Origin of the sequence: Ochrobactrum sp. A-1 (assembly GCF_022488005.1) — a bacterium.
Lineage (GTDB): Bacteria > Pseudomonadota > Alphaproteobacteria > Rhizobiales > Rhizobiaceae > Brucella.
The window spans coordinates 1350849-1372965 of the sequence record NZ_JAKVQC010000004.1 but is presented as its reverse complement, the minus strand read 5'-3'; the positions used below and the strand labels follow the sequence as shown (position 1 = coordinate 1372965).

Here is a 22117-nt window from a genome sequence, read left to right as displayed (position 1 = left end):
GGAAGGGAGGCGATATGTCTTTTTTGAAGCGTCTTTTCGGTGGGGGCCCTGCCTCCGAGACACCGGCAGAGCCGAAAGAGGCTGGTCGCCTTGAGCACAAGGATTTTCTGATCATTGCCACGCCCTATAGCGAGGGCGGGCAGTATCAGGTCTGCGGCGTCATTTCCAAGACGATTGATGGCGAAGTGAAGGAATATCGCTTCGTTCGTGCCGACCGTTGCCCCGGCATCGAAGATGCCGCCAGCATTTCGCTGAACAAGGGCCGGCAGATCGTGGATGAACAGGGCGAAGCTATTTTCCGCTGAACCACCTGCAGAAAAAAATAAAAGCCGCGCATATAATATATGCGCGGCTTTTTCTGTTTAGAGATTAATGCGGGTGGCACACCATGGCGACCATTTTGCGCACGACGGGCAGAATGGCGAGGAGGACCGGAAAGGCGACCGCCCATGAGAGAGCCCATGCGGTCATCCAGCTCGATGCAAGATTGGGATGGGTAACGCCAAGGCTCTTGGCGGTCGCAATCAATGAGACGATGAATGTCATCATGATCGATAGGATGAAAGGCATCACAATAGATGCATAGCGTGCTGGCAGCTTTCTGCGGCGGCCGCATTCAAACTGAGACATGTGTATTCCTGAATATTGTGCGGGGAAGGCGCAACGAAACATCAATGCGAATTGCCGTTCCCGGCGAGATTGATGCGTTGCCTAACGTAAGACGCTTACGGTCATGATGATGACTTGGGTCTAATAACCCGATAAGGATCGGATATCAAGTGTTCTGAAACGGCGGCGATTTGTCCACGCCATTCCCGACACAATTCCATTATACGCTGCATCATGAACGACAAACCATTCTGGCGCACCAAGACCTTGAATCAACTCACCCGCAGCGAGTGGGAGAGTCTGTGTGACGGTTGCGGCCAATGCTGCCTGCATAAATTGCAGGATGACGACACCAACGAGATTTACTGGACCAGCGTTGCCTGCACGTTGCTCAACCCCGACAGCTGCCAGTGCCGCGATTATCCGAACCGAAAGAAGACGGTGCCGGACTGCGTTTTTCTGACACCGGAAATCGTTGACGAGGTGGATTGGCTCCCTGTCACCTGTGCCTACCGTCTGGTTGCCGAAGGTTCGGATCTCTATTGGTGGCATCCGCTTGTTTCGGGTTCACCCGAAACGGTGCACGAGGCAGGTGTTTCCGTTCGCGGCAAGGTGACGGCTTTCGATCACGATCTGGAAGATGACGATGATTATCTGGATCATATGGTGATGCCGGGCCAACGCTGATGGCGCGCTTGCGGTTTTCAAACATTGCGTAAATTTAATCTGTGCTTCGAATATTGTAGCACGGATTTTGTTCTCTCATAACACATTGAATTTATTGAATTAATAAAGTCTGTATGTTGCTGTTCCTTTTACTTCAAACGAAGCTGAACGGCACATGAACGTGAGTTTTTCATTCTGTTCATCTCTCGGGCGCTACTTCTCGGGTGTCTCAGGCAAGACCTGAAAACAAATTGAAAGAGGTTCAAAGATGTCTGCTATTTCGCTCAAGTCGTTCGCCGTAACCGCCGCTCTTGGTGTTGCCGCCATCTTCACGACGGCAGCTTCGGCCAACGCTGCATCGCCGGTCGTTGCTCCAGCCATCGGCACGTCGGCAAGCTCTGCCATCGTGAATGTTGATTACAGAGGCTATCGCCATGGCCGTCCAGCCTATCGCGGCCCTGCCTGCTCAGTGGAAGGTGCCAAGATGAAGGCCAATCGCATGGGCATCCGCAATGCGCGTGTCGTCTATCGTGGCAAGTCGGTCCAGGTTCGCGGCTTCCGTCACGGCCGTCCTGCCGGTGTTGTATTCGCCAATGTACGCGGCTGCCCGATCATTCGCTAACAGCATAGTAGAGTTTCAAAAGCCCCGGCCTGAGCAATCAGGCCGGGGCTTATACATTTGAGGCCGGAACGTTAAACTTCGTTCCGGCCTCTATGTCATTGTGGTGAATGCAACACCGCAATGGCTGCTGCAAAGCGGTTGAGCCCATCGGGGCGTGAACTTTCGTTCGTAAAAAAGCAGAACCCTTTGCAGCTTTTGAGGTCTTGTCGCACCGTTGAGGGAGCTTCGCGCTCGTGTATAAGGGAGACCAGCCTCATGTCTTATACTAGCCGTTTTGTCGGCATCGACATATCAAAATCGTCTTTGGATGCCTGCGTTCTGCCGGATGGCCAGACAGTGACCTATCAAAATACGGCAGCAGGCATTGCCAGTTTTCTCGCCTTTCTCGCAACTGTGGACGATATTGAACGTCTGGTTCTCGAACCGACCGGCGGTTACGAGCGCCTTGTCGTTGCCGCCTTGCAGGCCGCGCGATTGCCTGTCGCCAAGGTCAATGCGAAGCAGATCAGGCAGTTTGCACGTGCCTGTGGCCAACTCTCCAAGACCGACAGGATCGACGCCTTCATTCTTGCCGATTATGCAAGGCGCATGGAAACAAGAATTCTGCCACAACGCTCTTCTCAGGAGCGGGCTCTGGCGGATTTTGTCAGTCGTTACAGACAATTGTCGCACATGATCGTGCAGGAGAAAAATCGCCGGGAGAAGTTGACCGGGCGAACGAAAGTCTGGATCGAGGAAAGCCTGCGTTTCCTGCTCGATCAGCGTCAGGCTATCGTGGATGAAATGACGGCTTGCCTGAAAGCGGATGCAGAGTTGGGCCGGAAGGCCGAGGTTTTGATGTCGCTCAAGGGGATCGGCCTACGAACGGCATGCTTCATCCTGGCCGACCTGCCGGAACTGGGGCATACTGACAAAGGACAAATTGCCAAGCTGGTTGGCGTTGCGCCGCTTAATCGCGATAGTGGTCTGATGCGCGGCAAGCGCATGATTGCAGGTGGTAGAAGACATCTGCGCGACGCGCTTTACGTCGCAGCGCTGCCTGCCATTCGTTTCGATCCCGACATGAAGGCATTCTTCACGCGTCTCAAGCAGCAAGGAAAGCCCGGAAAGGTCGCACTTGTCGCCGTCATGCGTAAAATGATCATCATCCTAAATGCTAGAATGCGAGACGCCAACGCAACGGTGCTTGACGCCTAACACCGTTGCTTTTCTTTTATGGCAGGCAAAAAAGGGGCGCTGGTGCGCCCCTTGCTCTTGCCAATTGAGCTGCCGTTATTCTTTGATTTCGAAAACGACATTGACCGAAACGTTGTAGCTGTTTTCGCCTGCTGCAACGGGCACGGCATCTTCCGGTGCTGCGGCAGCCATGGTCTTGAACTGCGCGCGAGCGATCGGCATTGGCATGGGTGGGCGGCTCTGCTCGTTGATCTCGACAACGCGACCGATACCTACACCGGCAGCATCGGCAAGCGTCTTCGCCTTGGCGATAGCGTCGGCAACGGCGCGCTTGCGCGCTTCATTGATCGTGGCTGCCGGATTGTCGTTGACGAAGCTCAGATCGCCCCCCTGATTGACGCCGAGCGTGACGGATTCATCAAGCACGTTGCCCACCTTGGCCAGATCGCGCACGCGAACCGTTAGGCTGTTTGAAACCGTATAGCCGGTGATGTTCGGCTCTTTCAGCCCGTTCTTGTCGTCCGGATAGACGTAGCGCGGCTGGATGTTGATGCCGCCGGTCTGAAGATCGCGGTCTTCAATGCCAGCTTTCTTCATGGCTTCGAGTACTTTCGCCATGGCTTCGTTGTTTGCGGTCATGGCTTCGCGCGCGGTCTTTGCCTCGCGCAATACGGAGAGATTGAGGATGGCCATATCGGGCGAGGCGGTCATGGTGCCTTCGCCGGTGACGGCGATACGCGCAGGCTGCTTCGTCATCTGATTCTCCTGTGCCAGAGCTGGCAGCGTCAGTGCGCCTGCGAGCATGATTGCAGAAAAGGAGGTTGCAAGAAGAGTGGTAGCGCGGTTGTTCATAAAATCTCCTATAGAGAAAGTTGAGGCAGCTCTGGCAAAGCTGGTTGCACCGGTGCGGTTAGCCGCTTTGCCTTTGAAATCATTTATTTCTTAAGTTCCCGCTCTTGTCTGAAGCCGACGATATCAGATTCGAAATGCGTGCCAATTGCAACTGCCGGTTCAAATCAGAAAGACCGTGGCTCTAGAGTGGTTCCAGTTCATGCGGAGTCGCTGGAGCCGCTCTAAGTATTTGTTTCGTCGCATCATCCCACGCAACACCGCTTCGCCCTTTTACTGGAAATGCTCCAGGTTGCATGCATCGCAACTGAATATGTGCGCATTAGGGCAACTGATGCATTTGACAGCTTGTGTCCCGGCTTTCTTTAGGGTAGGGCAAGGATGCGTGGGGCCTGTAGCTCAATTGGTTAGAGCCGGCGGCTCATAACCGCTTGGTTGGGGGTTCGAGTCCCTCCGGGCCCACCATTTTTTCTTCAGTTATTTTATGCCAATGGGCGGCATTTCCATTTGTATTGCTGCACTGTGTTTATCGTCATTTTCAATGAACCGGCTTTTAACGATCCGTCGTTCTTCCCTTGAACGTAAGTTATATGTGAGTTCTCCTCAATAATTCCGTGACGCCGTAAGCTCGCTTAACTAACAATCACACCATGAAACATAATAATGATTGGGGTTCATGGTGTATTATAAGTGGGGAAAGCGGCCGGATAGACTCCGTACTGCAGGAATAATCGCTTCACATAAGATGGCATTGACACGGACATCGGCATTTCGCCGTATGATGCATGTAGTTGTTCTGTCGGCTGGTATTGCCAGCACAGGTTTAGCAAAAGAAGCGTCGGCATATGACTATGGACAATATGCCAATGAGACGCTTGAACGACTGATTACTGAATATCCCGGTCGTTATCGCGGTACGGCCAGTTTTGTCGGTGCGACGGACTGGATGCAGTCGCGCCTCGGTGTTGGTTACGCGACAAGCAGACAGGACTTTACTTGGGCAGGCAGCCGCAGTTCGCAGAATGTTATTGCATCGGCACCAGGCACAAGCGACCAGTATCTGGTTCTCGGCGCACATTACGACACCTATTACGGCCGTCCAACGCTTCAGGGGCTCGATGATAATGCCTCCGGTGCAGCCGTCTTGACCGAGATCGCCCGCAATCTAGCTGGTATTCCCCTGGAAAATGGTCTGGAAGTGGTCGGTTTTGGAGCGGAAGAGGAGGGGCTGCGGGGATCTAGAGCCTATGTTGCGTCGCTCAGTGACGAACAGCGCGCAAATATGCTCGGCATGATCAATCTCGACAGCCTCATTACCGGCGATAAGATGTATGCCCATGCAGGCAGCAATAGCATCGATAATCCGGCTTTGACTGCTTATCGTGACCAGATTTTGCGCATCGCGAACGAGCTTGATATTCCGCTCTTTACCAATCCCGGGCTCAATCATGAGTATCCGGCTGGAACTGGTTGCTGTAGCGATGGGGAAAGTTTCAACGGGCTCGGTGTGCCGGTTCTGTTCATTGAGGCGACCAACTGGGAACTTGGCGATCTCGACGGTTATCAGCAGACGGACAATGCGGCGATCCCCGGCGGTTCGACATGGCATACGCCGAGTCTCGACAATAAGGATGTTCTCACCAATGCCTTCGGTCAGGAGCGTATTGACCAGAGACTCCAGGACTTTTCAAGGCTGCTGACCCGTCTCGTCCTCGAACTGACGGGCGCAGATCTGCTTGCCTCGACAGCTTCCGGAGGCACGATGATCCGGCAAATGACGGATCAAATGCAGCGTCAGCATCAAGCACTGACGAGTTTGCATAGCCGTCGTTGGTTGACTTTGCTTGAAAGCGATCGCGCCGTCGGAACGTTCAGCGGTGAAGCAAGTGTGGAAGGGGAGTTATATCCGGGCGGCGGTTTCGACCTGCCCGGAATTTCGGATGCCAATCGTCTTGGCTTTCACCTTCTCGGTGATTATCGCTACAATCAAGCGTGGACGCTCGGTGGAAGCCTCAGCTTTCAGCGCAGTCGGGACAAGCTGGCCAATGACGGTTCGATTGACGGCGATAGCTGGCAGGGGGCTTTGTACGCCCTTTATCAGGATGCGGCCTCCAACTGGTTTGCGGGCGACATCAATATCGGGCGGACCAGCTTCGATAATGATCGCTCGGTCTTCCTGCAGGCAATGAACGGTCCTGTTCTGCTGAATCAACAATTGCAGTCCGATACTTCCGCACTGTTCTGGGGTGCCCGCATCGAAGGTGGTCATGATTTCAGCTGGGCCGGTATGAAGAGTGGTCCGGTGGCCGGTCTCGATTATATGCGCTACCGTATCGATGGCTTCGATGAAGGGGACGTCTTCAGAACCGCGTTAGACTACGCGAAGCAGGATTTCGATTCGCTCGAGGCCAGTATTGGTTGGCGTCTGCATGGCACCATGACGTTCGCAAATGGTATGGTCCTACGGCCATATACGAGTGTGAAATGGGTGCGGGAATTGGCTGATGGCCGCCCTGAAACAATCCGTCTGACCAGTATAGCCGATGGCCGCGACCGAATTGCTTTTCTTGGAGGTGTCGATAAGGACTTTGGGCGCGCCCAATTGGGAGCCCAGCTGGCAGTAACTGAGAACATTGGCCTGTTCAGCGAAATCAATGCGCGTTTTGCACATGAAGACGGCAATGAGGTTGGCTACTCATTGGGGCTTCAATTCCGGTTCTAGGGCGCGTTTCGATCCGGTTTGCAGAACACCGGTCTGTTTCACCAGATCGGTGTTTTGGTTCTCATCGCAAACTTTCAACAAATTTTAGCAGTTCGTTAAGAAAATAGTAACGCAATGAAACAATTTTTTAAGTGACGTGAACTGGCAACAAAATGGAGGTTTTGGGCGATGAGAAAAAATGCAACCACCGTTGCGCTGGCATTGGCAGGGTTGGTGGCGAGTTCTCTCGCGGCTTCAGCGAAGACGAGTTATTTGGGTGAGTTCCGCGATTGGGGCGTTTACCAGAACACCGACCTAGCGGGTAACAAGTGCTATGCCTTGACGGTGCCGATCAATTTTCATCCCGCCGGTGTGCGGCACGGCGATAATTTCGTGATTATTTCCAAGGCGGATGGCCAATACAGCCCTCAATTGGTGATGGGGTATGAGCTGAAGACTGACAGCTCGGTCAACGTGATGGTGGATGGCACGCGCTTTCCATTCTTCAGCGAGGGCAATCGTGCCTGGGCGGAAAATGTTGCTGATGAGGCGAAGCTGATGCGCGCCATGCGCGCTGGCAAAACGCTCAACGTGCAGGCGACATCGGCACGCGGCACGCAGACCCGCTATACGTTTTCCCTGATGGGGCTGTCGGCATCACTGCAGCGCGTGGATGGCTGCCGGTAACAATTGAAAAAGCCCTGCCGACTGGCAGGGCTTTCTCTCGAATAATGTGGGCTTTACGAAAGCCAGGTCTGGCGATTGTACCAATCGTCCAGCTCGGAACGCACGCGGTCCTTTTCTAGGCCGTAGCGTTCCTGGATTTTACCTTCCAACTGCTCGCGTCGACCGTTGATCTGGTCGAGATCGTCATCGGTGAGTTTGCCCCACTGTTCCTTGATCCTGCCTTTGGCCTGTTTCCAGTTTCCTTCAACGCGATTCCAGTCCATTGGTTGTTCCTCCGTTCTGGCCCCCCGTTCTGGCTTGGTTATGGTTAACTAACGCAACGGGGAGCGATTGGTTCAGCAAAAAATTGCAGAACCAGCTCAGAGGCCGAGGAATTTGAAGGGCTCGCTTTCCTTGAAACTGTCGTTGACGACGCCATTGAACGTGTTGGTTTGATTGGCACCTAGATCGAGTTTCTTGACCTTGCCGCTCTCTGGTGAAAAGTCGATTTTCTTCAAATCAACCCAGAAGACATTGGGTGTCAAAGCGGACTCGAAGAAATAGAGCTTGCGCTTCTGGTCGGCCACTGTCCGCCAGCGTGTCGAGGAAATGTTCGGCTGGTCAGGTGTCGTCAGGCCATAGGGGACCGAGGTGTTCCGGATGACGCTGAACACACTGGCAATCGACTCGACCGGGTCTTCGGCTTTCGGAATGGCATTTACGTAGAAGGAAGCGCGTGCGAAACGATCGGCGGCTCGGTTGGTGCCCGGCAGCATGACTGTACCGCCAATCTGGGTCCAGTAAGAGTTGAGCGCCAGCTGCTCGTCATAGGTCGGCGAGTTGGTCATCACCTGGTATTGCTTGCCGTGATGGATCACCTGCTTGCCGTCGATATATTCGATGACCGCGCTGTCGCCGCTGGAATCGGATATCGCCAGATGGAGTGTCGCCAGCCTGTCTTCGCCGGGCACCTTGTCCGTTACAATTGTGAAAGGATCGGTGCTCAGCTTCTTGACTGCTTCATCGACCGTGGCAAAGTTATCGAGCACATATTGCGCCCATGCCGCGATGCTGAGACCCGGGGTGGTACCGTCATATTTGGGATATTCGGATTCGACCAGCCACAGTGCGCCGACGGAAAGTCCAGCTTCGTTCAACCCATCCGTCGTTGAAATGTCGTAACCTGAAGCGATGACGCTGCCATATTTGGACGTCCACTGGAGCGAGTTCTTGCCCGCCTCGCCGGAACGCTTCATGCCGCGTGGAAAAATCCAGAGGTTGGTTGCAACATCTACTTTCCAATCCATGGATCGCGCAGTCATTACCTGATCGTTGGCTCCGTGATAAACGAAACGCGTGCAGGCTTCGGCAATCGGCGCGGCAAGCATGCTGCCTGCAACGAGTGCGGTGGTGCAGATGCTGGAAAAGGACCGTTTCAAAATCGGCATGGATCGTCCCCTCTAAAATGCCCGGTAATCTCTGGGGCAGGATGCCCGTTAGTCAGGATGATTGGGTGGATGCCCTCGCTACGCGATATAAGGCGAAGATAGTTACTAGAAAGACAGGTGCACGGGTTTTAACGCTCGCCCATATAGCCGCGCTGCTTCCATTGCTGCAGCGGCATTATATCTGGCGGCCCGCCGCCTGCCTCATACCAGGAATCGACGGCCCATTTCTGGCCCTGCCTGTCCTCAATAACGGCGGTCCAGTGCGGATAACGGCCGTCGAAGAACGCGCCGCGAGAGGTGCGTCGTGCGACCTTGTGATGCTTTAGCCAGCCGCGCGACTGCAAATAGCGCAGGAAGTTATCCGTATTGGTCGATTCATCGATGCAATCCATCTGGCCCTTGATGCGGGCCTTGCCGAACTGCATTTTCGGCTTGTCCCGAACGCCGATGGCTGCGGTGCTTCGCTGTTCGAAGATTGCAACCGCAGTCCGCAATCCGTTCCGCTCCCCATCTGCGCTACGGCTACCGATCTGCAGAAGATTCCGGATGCGCTGTTCGTCTTTCGCGGTAAGCGTAACCTTTGTTCGGTAATGGCATTCATAGCCGTGACAGACGCTGAAGGTCTGTGCCGAAGCCATTCCGACGGGAAACACCAAACCTATAAGGGCGCCAGCGCCCAGGAATTTTATCAAATCGCTACTCCGCGTTCTAAACGGATTTCCCTGTAATTTCAGCAGGATAAAATAGATCGAATCTTCCGGTATCTTAGCCGTGCTTGTGGCTGGTGAAAAGGAGTGATGGTTCAAGGCGTTCCAGCCCCTGATATGGATTGGCATGGATTGCGAGAATCCAGAGGCAGAACGATGCTGTCAGCGAATAAATGACGAGCGCCTTTACGCCAGCTCGTACGCGGTCGGCATGGGTGGCTGCGATGGTTATCGCTGTCAGGAATGTCAGCGAAAGCACAAGATACCATTTGTAATAGTCGATTGAGGTCGATCCTACAGCCAGACGGGTATTGCGTGCGTCCTGCAGTTCATCGAAGTCGTTGATGAGCTGGGAGATAACAGGTGAGGGTACATCGCCGCGCGCCAGATTGATGATCTCGCGCCTTATGTTCTGCAACGCCGTTTCCACGGAACCAGCCGGCTCGACATTGATCTTGTCGCGCCATTCGTCGTCGATTACAGCAAGGCGATAGCCGGTAAGGGCGGCAGTAAGTGCAGGTGCGTTCAATATTTCCGTATGGGAGGTTCCGATCAAACGGGAAATGGCCGAACGCTCTTCACTGATCGCCTGATCAGCCCTGGAATTAACGCTCCATATGTCCGCAGCAACAAAGCCGAGCGATAAAGCCCAAGCTGTCGCAATAGTGCTGATGAAAGCGCCGATGGGAATGGAAAGAATATCACTGGCTGCGTGTTTGGACAGCATGTCGAGTGCGAAACGTCCGACCGCATAAAACACAATCCCGAGTATGGCGAAGGCCGCAAACGAAAGGTAAATCGGCAGCTCAAAGATGTAAGTCATTCATTCCCCCAAAGTCAGCGCGCGTTTCTTCTGATTGGATGTGATCGGCGCTCTGACTGTTTTTTAGACACGCACACCGAAAATCGTTTTTCTATTTTTCGATGTGCACTCAAATCTCCCGCTTATTATTATCGGGAGTCGTTGCGTTTTACTTAGGGAAGTTCTCCCTAACAATCCTTTCCCTATTTTGGTGATCTCATCCGACTATATTCCAGCAGAAGGTTGCGCTGGTCTGGGCCGAATAGCAAAAACCCGCCGGTATTACCGGCGGGTCGAGCAACAGAGATTAATTGTGCTGTGAACTAGAATGTAACGGAGAGACCGATGACCGGCCCATGCTGGGTCACGTCATACTTGAACTTCTCGATAGTGTCGTTGTCTTTGTAATCCTGATAGAGCGCCCGATAGCCGACGCGGAATGTCGTCGGGACATCAAAGACGAGCGTACGGTAACCGAGATAAATCTGGCCGTTGGCGCTGAGCTTGGTTCCAGCCCCGAAACCGCCAATGTCGGCTTCTGCAAAAATGTTCCAGCGGTCGTTGATGTCGTAAAAGACGCGCGTACCGATGAACGGATCGGTCCACTCCACCTTGCGTGATCCGCTGAAAGGACCGACTTCAAGTCCGGCCTCCAGCTTTGTCCAGCGCACACCGACCGTTGGTTCAATTGCGAAAACCCGTTGGTTTCCGAAGAGCGTGGTTCCTTCGAGCTGCTGTTCATAGATGCGATAATATGCACCGCCGGACAGGGTCGTTGTCTTGATATCGAGAGCAAGCTCGTTATCCCGCAGGTTTTCGTCCTGGCTGGTTTTGACGTACTGTCCGTCGATAAAAAAGCCAACCGTCCCATTGTTGACGTCGATATTGCCCATGAAGCTCATATCGAGATTGTCGAAAATCTCGCGGAAGGGGACATTCACATCGGTGCTGCGGCCCAGCAGGCCGGCGCTACCATTCAGCGATGCGCCCCAAACATAAGGGCTGAAGATCACGCGCCAGCGCTGCTGATCCTGAATTTCTGGTTGTGTCGCCACGGCATCTGCAGCGAGCGATGCTGCTGATGTACCTATTAAAACAGTTGATGCTAATATAATATTTCTGGAAAATTTTAACAGTAAATTCCCGTTATGGTTACGCGATCTTCCGTCTTTCACCGAAAAAACCCCCTAGATTATGTATTAGCAATTCCGATAATACATCAGATTCAAATCTTGATCTATATATATGTTAATCATTGCGCGAAATAAACTGAAAATTAATACTTATATTAAGGTTTGTTCTGTTGACTTTGATGGGGCGCAACCATTTATTCGAAAAAGGGAGAGGGCCTCTCTGTTCGCCAGGGCAAGGCAAGGGTTGTTAGTTTGGACATTTTTGAAATGACAAATCGTGGAGTAACGAGGTCATCATGAAAACGAAACATTCTATCTGGAAGTCATATCGCCAGGTTTTTGCGCGCGGTGTCGCCGCAGCTCTTATCGGCGCTGGTCTGGTCGTTCCACAGGCTGCGTTTGCCTGCACGAGCTTTGTTCTCCCGACGACGGATGATGGCTATGTTTACGCACGCACGATGGAGTTCGCTTTCGAACTGAAATCCGATCTCATCGTCATTCCGCGCAAATTTGAAATAACATCGACTGCAGCGGCCGGCAAACCCGGCATGAAGTGGAAGGGTCAGTATGCGGCTGTCGGGATGAATGCTTTTGGCGTACCGGCGCTTACTGACGGTATGAACGAAAAGGGACTTGCGGGCGGAATTCTCTATTTTCCAGATTTCGCGCAGTATCAGGACCCGGCCACGGCCGATCCGGCGAAGAGTCTTGCGCCTTGGGACTTTCTGAGCTGGGCGCTGACCAATTTTGCGACAGTCGCTGAAGTCAAGGCCGCACTCGATACGGTTTCCGTCATCAATGTGAAACAGGAAAACCTGGGTATCGCGCCGCCGTTCCATTACACGTTGCATGACGAGACGGGAGCTTCGATTGTCATTGAACCGGTCGATGGAAAGCTCAAGGTTTATGATAATCCGCTTGGTGTCATGACCAATTCACCGAATTTCGACTGGCATCTGACGAACCTGCGCAATTACGTCAATCTGTCGCCTGAAAACGCCAAGCCGCTCGTCATCAACAATGCGACGATCAAGCCGCTGGGGCACGGGTCGGGTCTGCTCGGTGTGCCGGGAGATTCTACGCCGCCATCGCGTTTCGTGCGCGCAAGCGCCTATGTGCTATCAGCAGCAAAACTGCCCAGCGGCCCTGAAAGCGTTCGTCTGGCTGAGCATATCGCCAATAATTTCGATATTCCGAAAGGTCTCATTCGAGACCCGCAGGCTCCGCTGGAATATACCCAGTGGACCTCGATCGCTGATATGAAAAATGACATTTATTACATCAAGACCTACGACAATCAGGTTTTGCGCAGCGTATCCCTCAAGGATATGGACCTTGATGCCAAGGACCTTGTGACGGTCAAGATGGACCCTTTGCCGATAGCACCGGCATTGATCGAGAAGAAGTAACTTTGAGCGGTTCCGGTTAAAACGGAGTCGTAGAAATCGCCTAAGCATTTGTTTCGTTGCATTATCCTGCGCAAAACCGCTTCGCATTTTTGCTGGAAATGCTCTAGTTGTACGGGTTCAAGGGCGGCGGTTAGCCGCCCTTTTTCGTTTCAGGGTACGTCATCGGAGGCAGTCGGGCCGCCTTCGTTCTCCAGATTGGCAATGCGTCGAGTTTCCGAGCGATTGAATTTCAGACGCACCCCAGCACCGCCGCCATTTTCCGGAATGAACAGCGCCCCGGCCTTTTCCAGGGTGTCGGCCAATGCCTGTATTTGTTCGTCCGATGGCGTGCCGAGCTTGCGTTCAAACTGTTCAATGGTCGCTGTGTCGATGCCGGATAGTTGGGCCAGGCGATCGCGGGAGAATTCCACGAGAGCTCTGGCAGCGCGGCATTGAGGTCCGGTTATCATCATGTCTTTCTCCCCTTGCAGTCATGTACTGGAGATAAACGCTGGAAGCGTCGCGCGCTTTGGCGCCAATAGTTTCGAAAGCCGTTTCACGCTGTTGTAGGAAAACTTTTTAGTGGTGGTCGGAGTTACCGCTCTTTTTTCCCGCACCGTTGATAATCGTTTCGAGCAGCCACGGCTTGTGGTCAATTATTTCAGAGAGTTCACGCAGACTTATTTGCGATCCGGCTTCCTTGAGCAACGCGTCGGCAACGGAGGCAGATCCGTTTTTGCCTTCCTGCGCCATGCGATGCGCCCGCCGGATCAAAAGTTCCGGCTGTGAAAAACTGCTCTCGGCAAGTCTTCTTTCTATTCGACGCTGTAGCTCTTCCGGAGCAATCATTTGTTGAATTCCCTTATTCCTGAAGGGTGCGCAACCGACAGCGATTTGCCACCCACACTATGAATTTATGTTGAGATAAAGTTTTTGCCACGTGACAATTCGTACAAATCTGGCGTTTCGGCAAAATTTACTATGAGACAAGAAGGTGGAGTTGCGCGGTCGTTCTACTTTAGTATCACGAAATAGTAACGAAATATTTCAGCACATCAAATCCGCAAAGAAGCCAAATTATTGCCACGCTTTCTCTTGTTTGCATCTGATGGCCTACTTACATAGCCGGTACGCCTTGGCGGGAAGAGCATTGGTCAGGTAGAGCGTGCGACGGGAAGCGGATTTCGCTTCGCGGGAAGTCGCGCTGTAGCGACCAGTGCCTGTTTCCGTTTGATAACAATAATAATTCGATGGTTTGCAATGGCCACTCTTCGATACTTTATCTGGCCCATGGTCTTCACCGTATTGGGTCTCGCAGGTGCTCTCTGGCTCGGCTACGAAATGACCGGCACCTTTGGGGGAATGGTCTCCGTCTTCATCATTTGTGCGGTTCTGAGCGTTCTCGAAATTTCACTTTCTTTCGATAACGCCATCGTCAATGCGCGCATCCTGCGCGACATGACGCCGGAATGGCAGCATCGCTTCCTGACCTGGGGCATTGTGATTGCCGTTTTCGGCATGCGCATCATTTTCCCGCTGGCTATCGTTGCGGTTGCCATGTGGACCGATCCGATCTCGGCGCTGAAGCTTGCGATCTGGCAGCCGGATGAATATGCCCGCGTGATCTCGGATTCGCATACAGGCATTGCGGCCTTCGGCGGTACATTCCTGCTGATGGTCGGCATGAAGTACTTCTTCGATGTCGAGAAGGATGTGCACTGGATCAAGGCCATCGAAAGCCGCATGTCGAAGTTCGCTTCCGTGCAAGGTGTCGAGATCGGCGTTGCAATCGCTCTGATTATCTTCTTCTCCTATCAACTGGATGCTGAGCACTCGCATACATTCCTGATTGCCGCGCTGTTCGGTCTTCTGACCTTCCTTGCCGTCGAAGGGCTTGGCGAGGTTCTGGATGCCACGCAGGAGCAGATGGACATGGTCCATCGTGGTGGCCTGGGCGCCTTCATCTATCTTGAAGTGCTTGATGCCAGCTTCTCGTTCGATGGTGTTATCGGTGCGTTCGCACTGACTACGAACCTGTTCATTATCGCAATAGGGCTTGGTATCGGTGCATTCTATGTGCGTTCGCTGACCATCATGCTTGTCGAACGCAAGACGCTCGGCCAGTACCGCTATCTCGAGCATGGCGCTTTCTATGCGATCCTGGTTCTGGCGGTCATCATGTATGTCCAGACGCTGGTGCATATTCCGGAAGTCATTACCGGCCTTATCGGCGCCGCTTTGATCGGTCTCTCGTTCATGTCTTCGCTGCGCTATAACCGGCTCAATCCGAACTGGCAGGAAGAAGCCGAAGAGGTTGCAGGGCACTAGTCTGATGTGTCTGACTGGATCAAAAGGGCAGCTTCGGCTGCCCTTTTTGTTGGTCTTGACCGAATCGCCGGAGTTGAGGACCATCATCCGAGTGCGATTGATATCGCTTTCATGCCGCAGATCGTTTCAGGGGACATGATCGGCATGCTGCGGCCTTTTCGGGGAGAGACGTTTCCATGATCGTGACACGGTTAAGCAAGACCGCCTTCGTGGCGGCGATTGCCTTTTTCGCAACGCTGGTTTCGTTCGGTAATATCACCGATTACGACACCAATTTCGGGTTCGTGCAGCACGTGCTGATGATGGACACGATCTTTCCCGACGCGACGATCAAATATCGCGCTATCGATAATCCAATGCTGCACAATGCCGCCTATATTCTCATCATAGCGGCGGAAACGCTGACGGCAATCCTGTGCTGGATCGGAGCGTTTGCGATGCTCGGCCGTCTGACGGATCGCGCGGCCAGTTTCAATCGCTCCAAGAAATGGGCCATCGCCGGTCTGTCGCTCGGCTTTCTGGTCTGGCAGGTTGGCTTCATGTCGGTCGGCGGAGAATGGTTCGGCATGTGGATGTCGCAAACATGGAACGGGATCGAATCCGCGTTCCGCTTCTTCATCACCATCATTGCGGTGCTGATCTTCGTCGTTATGCCGGACGGCGAGCTAGTGGATTGAATTTGACGTTTGAATCCCGACTGAATGAGATGCTGTTTCAAACGTCAAATTCGAAAAATCCACGAGATACATAAAGTTACTAGTGGTCTTTGCGATTCCGACATTTACTCGGCTCCTGTATCAGAGGGACGCAAATGTCGGGATCAGACCATTAGAGTAGATGCGATGCTGAAACAGGCTCGTCGATCAGTTCGACGCCAGCCTGTTTCATTTTCTGCAGCATGATGTCCATCGAGCCGTTGAGGTCGATCCCACGGCACGCATCGAGACGGACGCGCACCTGAAAACCTTCTTCTATGGCGTCGAGCGCCGAATAGGCGACGCAGAAATCGGTGGCCAGCCCGACCAATGTGAGCGAACCGATATCGCGTTCGCGCAAATATCCGCCAAGACCGGTCGGCGTTTTATGGTCGTTTTCGAAGAATGTCGAATAGCTGTCTATGCCGATGCGAAAGCCTTTGCGAATGACGAGCTGTGCCCGCGTCCATTGCAGATCGGCATGAAAATCCGCGCCATGACTGCCTTGCACGCAATGATCGGGCCAGAGTGTCTGCAGGCCATAGGCCATCTCGACAGTGTTGAAAGGTTTGGTACCGGGATGGGTTGAGGCGAAGCTCGAATGATTGGCTGGATGCCAGTCCTGCGTGAGGATGACGTGTTCGCTTTCATCAATCAGCCGGTTGACGGCGGGAATGATTTCGTCGCCGCGATCAACCGGCAGCGCGCCGCCGGGGCAAAAATCATTCTGGACGTCGACAACCACAAGTGCATGACCGATCATGGAATACTCGCTTTTCTCATTTCATAATCGACTATAGCCAGACAGGGTTCGCGAGACCAGCAATAAGCCGCGTTCTGGTATAACATCGGCAAGAGTGCTACGGACGATTCCAATCAGGAACCAGACAGGAAACGATCATGACAGACGTAATCGTCCGCGACAGCAATGGCACTCAGTTGAATGACGGCGATTCCGTCACGCTCATCAAGGACCTGAAGGTCAAGGGCACCTCGACGACACTGAAACGGGGAACACTGGTCAAGGGCATTCGCCTCACCGGAAATCCGGACGAAGTCGATTGCAGCACCAAGCAGGTCAAGGGACTGGTGCTGCGGACCGAATTTCTGAAAAAAGCCTAAGAGCCTGTTCCAAAAGTCGCCCTGTGTGGCTGCAAATGGCAATTTTCTGCGTTCCGGTGCTCACGTACCCTTAAGTACGCTCCGCTCCGGTACTCGAAAATCACCATTTTCGCACACACATGCCGCTTTTTGATTCAGGCTCCGTTATCAGGCATCAATCTCCACGCGTCCGCGTGGGCGGCTGCAGCAGGCGAGGATATAGCCCTCGGCGATTTCATCGTCGCGAATGCCGCCATTGTGGTTCATTTCGGTTTCGCCGCCGAGGCACTTCACCTTGCAGGTGCCACAGATTCCGAACTCGCAGGCGCTCGGAATCTTGAGACCTCCATTACGTGCGGCAAGCAGAATCGTGTCGTTTTCCGTGCATTCGACTTCCACACCTGAAAGGCTGAAGACGACGCTTGCGGCGGCAACTGCCGGTGCCGGGGCGGCGGGTGCTGCCACAGTGCTCGCTGCTTCGGAGAGTGTGGATGGCACCGGAACCGACGAAATCTCGCTGGCCGGGTTAAAGCTCTCCTGATGGTAGTTGGCCATGTTGAAGCCAGCGTCTTCCAGCAGGCCGCGTACACCGTTCATGAACGGTTCCGGTCCACAGCAGAACACCTTGCGATGCAGAAAATCAGGCGCCAGCAATTCAAGCCGGGCACGGTCGATGCGTCCATGCAGACCCAGCCATACGTGTCGCGGTGACGACTGTTCCACGATGAAAGCCAGATGCATTGCTTCCATGCGACCGGTAAGCAGTTCCAGTTCGCGGCGGAAGATGATGTCGTCCGGCGTGCGCGCGCAATTGATGAAGGCGACATCGGTTGCCGGTGCGCAGTCGAAGAGCCAGCGCGTCATGGAGACCATCGGCGTGATGCCGGAGCCGGCAGAAACGAAGAGATATTTTTCGCCCGGATGGTTGGCGAGCGAAAAATCGCCGTTCGGTCCGTAAGCCTTGATCTTCATCGGTGGGCGCAGATTGTCGAGCATCCAGCGGGTGCCTATGCTGTCCTTCTGCGCCTTGACCGTGACGGAGATATGGTAGGGACGGGATGGGGTCGAGGAAAGCGTATAAGTCCGAAGCACCGGGCCAAGACCATCCGTCCGTTCTATTGGCAGTTCAAGAGTGACGAACTGGCCCGGCGTATAGCGGAACCAGTTGTCCTCGGTGGTCTTGAAGGAGAAGGTCATCACGTCTGGCGCTTCTTCGATGGCCGAGATGCATTCCAGCATCTGCAACCTGTCGTTCCACGGCAGCATCTCGTCCAGATATTTCAGAGGCTGCATGGCCTTCTCACTTCTCAATTCGCATTACACTATCAGGCGACGCGGCTGAGCTTTGCTGCTTCGCCACGCAGGCGCGGTGTAATGGTGTTGGTATACCATTCGAGGAATTGCATCACGCCGCCTTCATGTTCGACCGAGTAGGGGCCGGGCTGATAAGCGGGCGAGCGAATGCCAACCGCATTTTCTTCAACGATCTGCCGGTCCTGGTCATTGGTCTGGATCCAGACATGGGTCAATTCATCAAGATCGTAATCCACGCCTTCAACAGCATCCTTGTGGACGAGCCATTTGGTGGTGACAAGCGTTTCCTCGGCGCTGATCGGCAGAACGCGGAAGGAAATCGCATGATCCGCCATCAGATGGTTCCAGGTCGACGGATAGTTGAACAGCAGCATTGCGCCGATATTCGTGTTGCCAGCCACCTGATCGCTCAAAGGCTTCTTGACGGCTGCCTTGCCGGACATGGTGTAGCTCACCGCGTCGCGCAGAAGCGGAATGCGGGTGATGCGATAGCGTCCATCCTCGGACATGTTGAATTCCGCAGGCAGGCCGACGTTGGCGCAATTTTTCCAGAGCTGGTTGATCTCGGGGTCTTCCATCACACCCTGCACGCCGGTTGCCGAAGGAGCTTCCGGATAGGTGCGGCAGAGTTCTGGATGGTTCGCGGCGCAGTGATAGCACTCACGGTTGTTTTCCCAGACGAGCTTCCAGTTGCCCTTTTCGATGATCGAGCTTTCGAAAGCGACCTTTGCGTCCTTGATATTGTGCGGCGCGAGATAGGGTTCAACCAGATTGCGGAAAGCACCGAAATCAGGCGCTTCCTCGGCGACACAGACATAGATATAGCCGGCGACGGTTTCACAATGCACCGGCTTCAGGCCATATTCGGCAGGTTTGAAATCAGGGCCGACCTGACGTGCGAAGAGCAGGCGTCCGTCCAGTTCGTAGGTCCACTGATGATAAGGGCAGACGAGCTTTGCTGCAGTTCCCTTTTCGGCCGCGCAAATGCGCGAACCGCGATGGCGGCAGGAATTATGGAAAGCACGAATGCCCCCCTGCGCATCGCGAACGATGACAACGGGATAAGCGCCGATCTGCACGGTCATATAGGAACCGGTCTTCGGCAATTCGCAATCATGGCCCACAAACAGCCAGTCCTTGTAGAAAATATTCTCCAAATCCAGCTTGTGATATTCCGGATCGGTGTAGAATTTTTGCTCCAGGCTGAAATTGGGGTCGCGCCCGGTCAACAGCCCCAGCATTTCGTTGCGAACGTCCATAGAATCGAACCCTTGCTTTCCATCTTGGATCTGCCCTCTGCTGTTCTCCCAGCGACTATGGCTCGATCCGGTGTTCCCTTTGTCTTCCGGAAGCACGGCTTATCCCGTTATCTCAATGGCTTGCTCACATCTCCCGAGGTCTGTGAACTAGCTTCCGTTATTCTGATTCAATCACTGAACTATTCTAAACGCGCATTGGGATGCGACATGGTTTTCGCGTAAAGACGACACGCCAAAATGTCGCTTTTGCGGCGTGATCAGATCGTAGCAAATATGTGTTACATATGCCTTCGGAGCGTTTCCGGGATTGCAAATTGGTTTAAAAGCCAGTTACCACGTCAACCACATCCCAATCTGTTTCATTCCATGGGAGGCTCGGTGGCCATGAAACGTTCTGAAATCAACGAAATCATCCGCGAAAGCGACGCTTTCATTCGCTCTTTCGGCTATGTCATGCCGCCTTTCGCATACTGGTCTCCCGAGGAATTGAAGGCGCGGACCTCTTCGGATGCACATGCTATTCGCGACGCGCGCCTTGGCTGGGATATCACCGATTACGGGCAGGGCAAATTTGCCGATCTCGGCCTGTTTCTCTTCACCACGCGCAACGGCAATGCCGAGGACCTCAAGCGCGGTGGTGGCATGCTTTATGCCGAAAAGATCATGATCTCGCGCAAGAACCAGCTTTCTCCGATGCACCGCCATGTGGTGAAGGCCGAAGACATTATCAATCGTGGTGGCGGCACACTGGTGCTGGAACTGTTCAATTCGCTGCCGGATGGCAGTGTAGATGAGGAAACCGACGTGACGGTTGCCACCGACGGACGCCTTGTGACGCAGAAGGCTGGTGCTCACCTGAAGCTGCAGCCGGGCGAAAGCGTGACACTGCTGCCGGGCAACTGGCATGCTTTCTGGGGCGAGGGCGGCGATGTGCTAATTGGCGAGGTTTCGACTGTCAACGACGACCTGACCGACAATATTTTCCGCGAGCCGATCGGCCGTTTTTCGAATATCGAAGAAAACGAGAAGCCGCTACATCTCCTGGTGTCCGACTACGACAAATGGCTGTAAGCCTACCGATATTTCGGTTATGGCTGCCTGCAAATGAAGTTGTTTGACGCTTCCGGTCTGCATGTAACTTTAAGTGAACGGCTCCCCGGTTCTCTAACGCCGTCATTTCCGGCAAACGGGGCAGGGAAGCTCAACAGGCTCTCGCGAAGGCAACTGAAGGACTGAACATATGAAGCTGGCGATGATCGGAACGGGCTATGTGGGGCTGGTTTCGGGTGTGTGTTTTGCCGAATTCGGCTTTCACGTCACCTGCGTCGACAAGAACCCATCGATCATCGAACGGCTGAAGGCCGGGAAAGTCACCATCTTCGAGCCGGGGCTCGATGAACTGATGACCCGCAATATTCGCGATGGCCGGCTGGAGTTCAGTACCGATCTTCCGGCAAGTGTCGCGGACGCTGACGTCATCTTCATCGCGGTCGGCACGCCATCCCGTCGCGGAGATGGCGAGGCGGACCTGCAATATATTGAAGCGGCTGCGGATGAAATCGCCGCTGCCATGAAGCCCGGTGCCGTGGTCGTTATCAAGTCGACGGTCGTGGTCGGTACCAATGCGCGTATACGCGACCGCATCAAGGCTGCCAATCCGGGTGTCTCGTTCTCAATGGTGTCCAATCCGGAATTCCTGCGGGAAGGTTCGGCAATCGAGGATTTCATGCGACCCGACCGTGTGGTTGTCGGGGTGGAAGACGAACGCGGCAGAACCGCAATGCAGCGCCTCTATCGTCCGCTTTACCTGCGTGAAACGCCGATGGTCGTCACGTCGCTGGAAAATGCCGAGATCATCAAATATGCGGCCAATGCCTTTCTGGCCATGAAGGTGACATTCATCAACGAGGTTGCCGACCTTTGCGAGAAGACTGGCGGCAATGTGCAGGAAGTGGCTCGCGCAATCGGCATGGATAACCGCATCGGCTCGAAATTCCTGCATGCCGGTCCGGGCTTTGGCGGGTCGTGCTTCCCGAAGGACACACGTGCCTTCGCTGCGACCGGCAAGAAATATGATGCGCCGCAATCGCTGATCGAGCAGGTCATTGCGGTCAATGAGACGCGCAAACAGTCGATGGCCGAACGGATCGTGACTGCCGCCAAGGAAAACGGTGCAGACACGGTTGCTGTCCTGGGCGTCGCCTTCAAGCCGAACACCGATGATATTCGCGAGTCTCCTGCGCTCGACATTATCGCGGCCATTCAGAAAGCAGGGATCAAGGTGCAGGCGCATGATCCTGAAGCCATGGACGCTGCCAGGGCGGTGCTGCCGGATGTTGTCTGGTGCAATTCGGCCTATGAAGCGGCGAAGGGCGCAGGCGTTGTTGCCCTGCTGACCGAATGGAACGCCTATCGTGCGCTCGATCTGAAACGGGTGGCCAATGGTATGGCCGGAAATGTGCTGATCGATCTGCGCAACGTCTACAAGGCAGAAGACATTGCAGGCACCGGCCTTGATTATCGTTCCGTCGGCCGGACGCTTCGGGCCTGACCAGAGCATTTCCAGCAAAAGTGGAAACCGGTGTTGCGTCCGAAACGCGCTCTAACTGTTTATTTTGACGCGCATCTTTTCCGAAAACCGTTTCACACTTTT

Annotated in this window: 24 protein-coding genes and 1 tRNA gene; 13 read left to right on the top strand and 12 right to left on the bottom strand. The window is 54.0% G+C overall.

The window, feature by feature from the left end; all coding sequences use genetic code 11:
- Positions 1–14: 14 nt before the first annotated feature.
- Complete coding sequence (locus MKS82_RS16165) at positions 15–305, top strand: HlyU family transcriptional regulator (RefSeq protein WP_109987181.1); 291 nt, start codon at positions 15–17, stop codon at positions 303–305.
- A 64-nt stretch (positions 306–369) separates the two neighbouring features.
- Here MKS82_RS16165 and MKS82_RS16160 read toward each other — a convergent pair whose 3' ends face one another.
- A complete protein-coding gene (locus MKS82_RS16160) occupies positions 370–630 on the bottom strand; it encodes a DUF2798 domain-containing protein (protein WP_109987180.1) in 261 nt (86 codons plus the stop codon).
- Positions 631–843: 213 nt separating this feature from the next.
- Here MKS82_RS16160 and MKS82_RS16155 point away from each other — a divergent pair, with 213 nt between their 5' ends.
- The 3 genes from MKS82_RS16155 to MKS82_RS16145 all read left to right on the top strand — a co-directional run bounded on the left by MKS82_RS16155 (position 844) and on the right by MKS82_RS16145 (position 3094).
- Entirely contained in the window at positions 844–1296 is a 453-nt protein-coding gene (locus MKS82_RS16155; RefSeq protein WP_109987179.1) for a YcgN family cysteine cluster protein, read from the top strand.
- A gap of 247 nt (positions 1297–1543) precedes the next feature.
- On the top strand, positions 1544–1897 hold the full coding sequence (locus MKS82_RS16150; RefSeq protein ID WP_109987178.1) for an antifreeze protein: 354 nt from the start codon (positions 1544–1546) through the stop codon (positions 1895–1897).
- Positions 1898–2152: 255 nt separating this feature from the next.
- On the top strand, positions 2153–3094 hold the full coding sequence (locus MKS82_RS16145) for an IS110 family transposase (protein ID WP_024897869.1): 942 nt from the start codon (positions 2153–2155) through the stop codon (positions 3092–3094).
- A 75-nt stretch (positions 3095–3169) separates the two neighbouring features.
- Here MKS82_RS16145 and MKS82_RS16140 read toward each other — a convergent pair whose 3' ends face one another.
- Positions 3170–3925 carry an SIMPL domain-containing protein gene (locus tag MKS82_RS16140; RefSeq protein WP_109989532.1) on the bottom strand — a complete coding sequence of 252 codons (756 nt, stop codon included), beginning with the start codon at positions 3923–3925 and terminating at the stop codon, positions 3170–3172.
- Between the two features lie 385 nt (positions 3926–4310).
- Here MKS82_RS16140 and MKS82_RS16135 point away from each other — a divergent pair.
- The 3 genes from MKS82_RS16135 (at position 4311) to MKS82_RS16125 (ending at position 7310) form a co-directional block, all read left to right on the top strand.
- Positions 4311–4387 (top strand) — tRNA-Ile (locus MKS82_RS16135).
- A gap of 313 nt (positions 4388–4700) precedes the next feature.
- Positions 4701–6644, top strand: coding sequence for an autotransporter domain-containing protein (locus tag MKS82_RS16130; RefSeq protein ID WP_109989536.1), 1944 nt, complete (start codon positions 4701–4703; stop codon positions 6642–6644).
- 168 nt (positions 6645–6812) lie between these two features.
- Positions 6813–7310: an invasion associated locus B family protein gene (locus tag MKS82_RS16125; RefSeq protein WP_109989531.1), complete on the top strand. Its 498-nt coding sequence runs from the start codon at positions 6813–6815 to the stop codon at positions 7308–7310.
- Positions 7311–7363: 53 nt separating this feature from the next.
- Here the strand turns inward: MKS82_RS16125 and MKS82_RS16120 are convergent, their stop codons facing one another.
- From MKS82_RS16120 to MKS82_RS16100, 5 genes are all read right to left on the bottom strand, one after another.
- Positions 7364–7573, bottom strand: a complete 210-nt coding sequence (locus tag MKS82_RS16120; protein WP_109989530.1) for a CsbD family protein — start codon at positions 7571–7573, stop codon at positions 7364–7366.
- 96 nt (positions 7574–7669) lie between these two features.
- Positions 7670–8737: a linear amide C-N hydrolase gene (locus MKS82_RS16115; RefSeq protein WP_109989529.1), complete on the bottom strand. Its 1068-nt coding sequence runs from the start codon at positions 8735–8737 to the stop codon at positions 7670–7672.
- Between the two features lie 128 nt (positions 8738–8865).
- Positions 8866–9426 carry a hypothetical protein gene (locus tag MKS82_RS16110; protein ID WP_109989535.1) on the bottom strand — a complete coding sequence of 187 codons (561 nt, stop codon included), beginning with the start codon at positions 9424–9426 and terminating at the stop codon, positions 8866–8868.
- A 76-nt stretch (positions 9427–9502) separates the two neighbouring features.
- Positions 9503–10267 (bottom strand): bestrophin-like domain, encoded by a 765-nt coding sequence (locus tag MKS82_RS16105; protein ID WP_109989528.1) that lies wholly within the window; start codon positions 10265–10267, stop codon positions 9503–9505.
- Positions 10268–10569: 302 nt separating this feature from the next.
- Positions 10570–11361: a hypothetical protein gene (locus MKS82_RS16100; protein ID WP_419190732.1), complete on the bottom strand. Its 792-nt coding sequence runs from the start codon at positions 11359–11361 to the stop codon at positions 10570–10572.
- Between the two features lie 314 nt (positions 11362–11675).
- Between MKS82_RS16100 and MKS82_RS16095 the strand changes: the two genes are divergently transcribed.
- Positions 11676–12788: a linear amide C-N hydrolase gene (locus MKS82_RS16095; RefSeq protein WP_109989526.1), complete on the top strand. Its 1113-nt coding sequence runs from the start codon at positions 11676–11678 to the stop codon at positions 12786–12788.
- A gap of 149 nt (positions 12789–12937) precedes the next feature.
- On the opposite strand, the gene MKS82_RS16090 is transcribed toward MKS82_RS16095, so the two are convergent.
- Positions 12938–13240, bottom strand: coding sequence for a helix-turn-helix domain-containing protein (locus tag MKS82_RS16090; protein WP_109989525.1), 303 nt, complete (start codon positions 13238–13240; stop codon positions 12938–12940).
- A 106-nt stretch (positions 13241–13346) separates the two neighbouring features.
- Positions 13347–13616 carry a hypothetical protein gene (locus MKS82_RS16085; RefSeq protein ID WP_109989524.1) on the bottom strand — a complete coding sequence of 90 codons (270 nt, stop codon included), beginning with the start codon at positions 13614–13616 and terminating at the stop codon, positions 13347–13349.
- Between the two features lie 411 nt (positions 13617–14027).
- Between MKS82_RS16085 and MKS82_RS16080 the strand changes: the two genes are divergently transcribed.
- Together MKS82_RS16080 and MKS82_RS16075 are read left to right on the top strand one after the other, a co-directional pair.
- A complete protein-coding gene (locus MKS82_RS16080) occupies positions 14028–15095 on the top strand; it encodes a DUF475 domain-containing protein (RefSeq protein ID WP_176036847.1) in 1068 nt (355 codons plus the stop codon).
- 176 nt (positions 15096–15271) lie between these two features.
- Positions 15272–15772 (top strand): DUF2165 family protein, encoded by a 501-nt coding sequence (locus MKS82_RS16075; RefSeq protein WP_109989522.1) that lies wholly within the window; start codon positions 15272–15274, stop codon positions 15770–15772.
- A 151-nt stretch (positions 15773–15923) separates the two neighbouring features.
- Here MKS82_RS16075 and pncA read toward each other — a convergent pair whose 3' ends face one another.
- The gene (pncA, locus tag MKS82_RS16070; protein ID WP_109989521.1) at positions 15924–16553 is read right to left on the bottom strand and encodes a bifunctional nicotinamidase/pyrazinamidase; all 630 of its coding nucleotides are present in this window, start codon (positions 16551–16553) and stop codon (positions 15924–15926) included.
- Positions 16554–16690: 137 nt separating this feature from the next.
- On the opposite strand from pncA, the gene MKS82_RS16065 reads away from it, so the two are divergent.
- Positions 16691–16912 (top strand): alkylphosphonate utilization protein, encoded by a 222-nt coding sequence (locus tag MKS82_RS16065; RefSeq protein WP_010659694.1) that lies wholly within the window; start codon positions 16691–16693, stop codon positions 16910–16912.
- A gap of 147 nt (positions 16913–17059) precedes the next feature.
- Here MKS82_RS16065 and MKS82_RS16060 read toward each other — a convergent pair whose 3' ends face one another.
- Both MKS82_RS16060 and MKS82_RS16055 read right to left on the bottom strand, forming a co-directional pair.
- Entirely contained in the window at positions 17060–18184 is a 1125-nt protein-coding gene (locus MKS82_RS16060; RefSeq protein ID WP_109989520.1) for a hybrid-cluster NAD(P)-dependent oxidoreductase, read from the bottom strand.
- Positions 18185–18216: 32 nt separating this feature from the next.
- Positions 18217–19464 carry an aromatic ring-hydroxylating oxygenase subunit alpha gene (locus MKS82_RS16055; protein ID WP_109989519.1) on the bottom strand — a complete coding sequence of 416 codons (1248 nt, stop codon included), beginning with the start codon at positions 19462–19464 and terminating at the stop codon, positions 18217–18219.
- A gap of 384 nt (positions 19465–19848) precedes the next feature.
- Here MKS82_RS16055 and MKS82_RS16050 point away from each other — a divergent pair, with 384 nt between their 5' ends.
- Positions 19849–20535 (top strand): D-lyxose/D-mannose family sugar isomerase, encoded by a 687-nt coding sequence (locus MKS82_RS16050; protein ID WP_109989518.1) that lies wholly within the window; start codon positions 19849–19851, stop codon positions 20533–20535.
- 169 nt (positions 20536–20704) lie between these two features.
- Positions 20705–22015: a UDP-glucose dehydrogenase family protein gene (locus tag MKS82_RS16045; protein ID WP_109989517.1), complete on the top strand. Its 1311-nt coding sequence runs from the start codon at positions 20705–20707 to the stop codon at positions 22013–22015.
- Positions 22016–22117: the final 102 nt, after the last annotated feature.

Coding starts and splice junctions, on each gene's coding strand:
- MKS82_RS16080 (WP_176036847.1), top strand. CDS start 14,028: ATGGCCACTCTTCGATACTTTATCTGGCCCATGGTCTTCACCGTATTG.
- MKS82_RS16075 (WP_109989522.1), top strand. CDS start 15,272: ATGATCGTGACACGGTTAAGCAAGACCGCCTTCGTGGCGGCGATTGCC.
- MKS82_RS16165 (WP_109987181.1), top strand. CDS start 15: ATGTCTTTTTTGAAGCGTCTTTTCGGTGGGGGCCCTGCCTCCGAGACA.
- MKS82_RS16045 (WP_109989517.1), top strand. CDS start 20,705: ATGAAGCTGGCGATGATCGGAACGGGCTATGTGGGGCTGGTTTCGGGT.
- MKS82_RS16065 (WP_010659694.1), top strand. CDS start 16,691: ATGACAGACGTAATCGTCCGCGACAGCAATGGCACTCAGTTGAATGAC.
- MKS82_RS16085 (WP_109989524.1), bottom strand. CDS start 13,616: ATGATTGCTCCGGAAGAGCTACAGCGTCGAATAGAAAGAAGACTTGCC.
- MKS82_RS16150 (WP_109987178.1), top strand. CDS start 1,544: ATGTCTGCTATTTCGCTCAAGTCGTTCGCCGTAACCGCCGCTCTTGGT.
- MKS82_RS16055 (WP_109989519.1), bottom strand. CDS start 19,464: ATGGACGTTCGCAACGAAATGCTGGGGCTGTTGACCGGGCGCGACCCC.
- MKS82_RS16095 (WP_109989526.1), top strand. CDS start 11,676: ATGAAAACGAAACATTCTATCTGGAAGTCATATCGCCAGGTTTTTGCG.
- MKS82_RS16130 (WP_109989536.1), top strand. CDS start 4,701: ATGATGCATGTAGTTGTTCTGTCGGCTGGTATTGCCAGCACAGGTTTA.
- MKS82_RS16160 (WP_109987180.1), bottom strand. CDS start 630: ATGTCTCAGTTTGAATGCGGCCGCCGCAGAAAGCTGCCAGCACGCTAT.
- MKS82_RS16105 (WP_109989528.1), bottom strand. CDS start 10,267: ATGACTTACATCTTTGAGCTGCCGATTTACCTTTCGTTTGCGGCCTTC.
- MKS82_RS16125 (WP_109989531.1), top strand. CDS start 6,813: ATGAGAAAAAATGCAACCACCGTTGCGCTGGCATTGGCAGGGTTGGTG.
- MKS82_RS16115 (WP_109989529.1), bottom strand. CDS start 8,737: ATGCCGATTTTGAAACGGTCCTTTTCCAGCATCTGCACCACCGCACTC.
- MKS82_RS16060 (WP_109989520.1), bottom strand. CDS start 18,184: ATGCAGCCTCTGAAATATCTGGACGAGATGCTGCCGTGGAACGACAGG.
- MKS82_RS16050 (WP_109989518.1), top strand. CDS start 19,849: ATGAAACGTTCTGAAATCAACGAAATCATCCGCGAAAGCGACGCTTTC.
- MKS82_RS16140 (WP_109989532.1), bottom strand. CDS start 3,925: ATGAACAACCGCGCTACCACTCTTCTTGCAACCTCCTTTTCTGCAATC.
- MKS82_RS16145 (WP_024897869.1), top strand. CDS start 2,153: ATGTCTTATACTAGCCGTTTTGTCGGCATCGACATATCAAAATCGTCT.
- pncA (WP_109989521.1), bottom strand. CDS start 16,553: ATGATCGGTCATGCACTTGTGGTTGTCGACGTCCAGAATGATTTTTGC.
- MKS82_RS16090 (WP_109989525.1), bottom strand. CDS start 13,240: ATGATGATAACCGGACCTCAATGCCGCGCTGCCAGAGCTCTCGTGGAA.
- MKS82_RS16120 (WP_109989530.1), bottom strand. CDS start 7,573: ATGGACTGGAATCGCGTTGAAGGAAACTGGAAACAGGCCAAAGGCAGG.
- MKS82_RS16155 (WP_109987179.1), top strand. CDS start 844: ATGAACGACAAACCATTCTGGCGCACCAAGACCTTGAATCAACTCACC.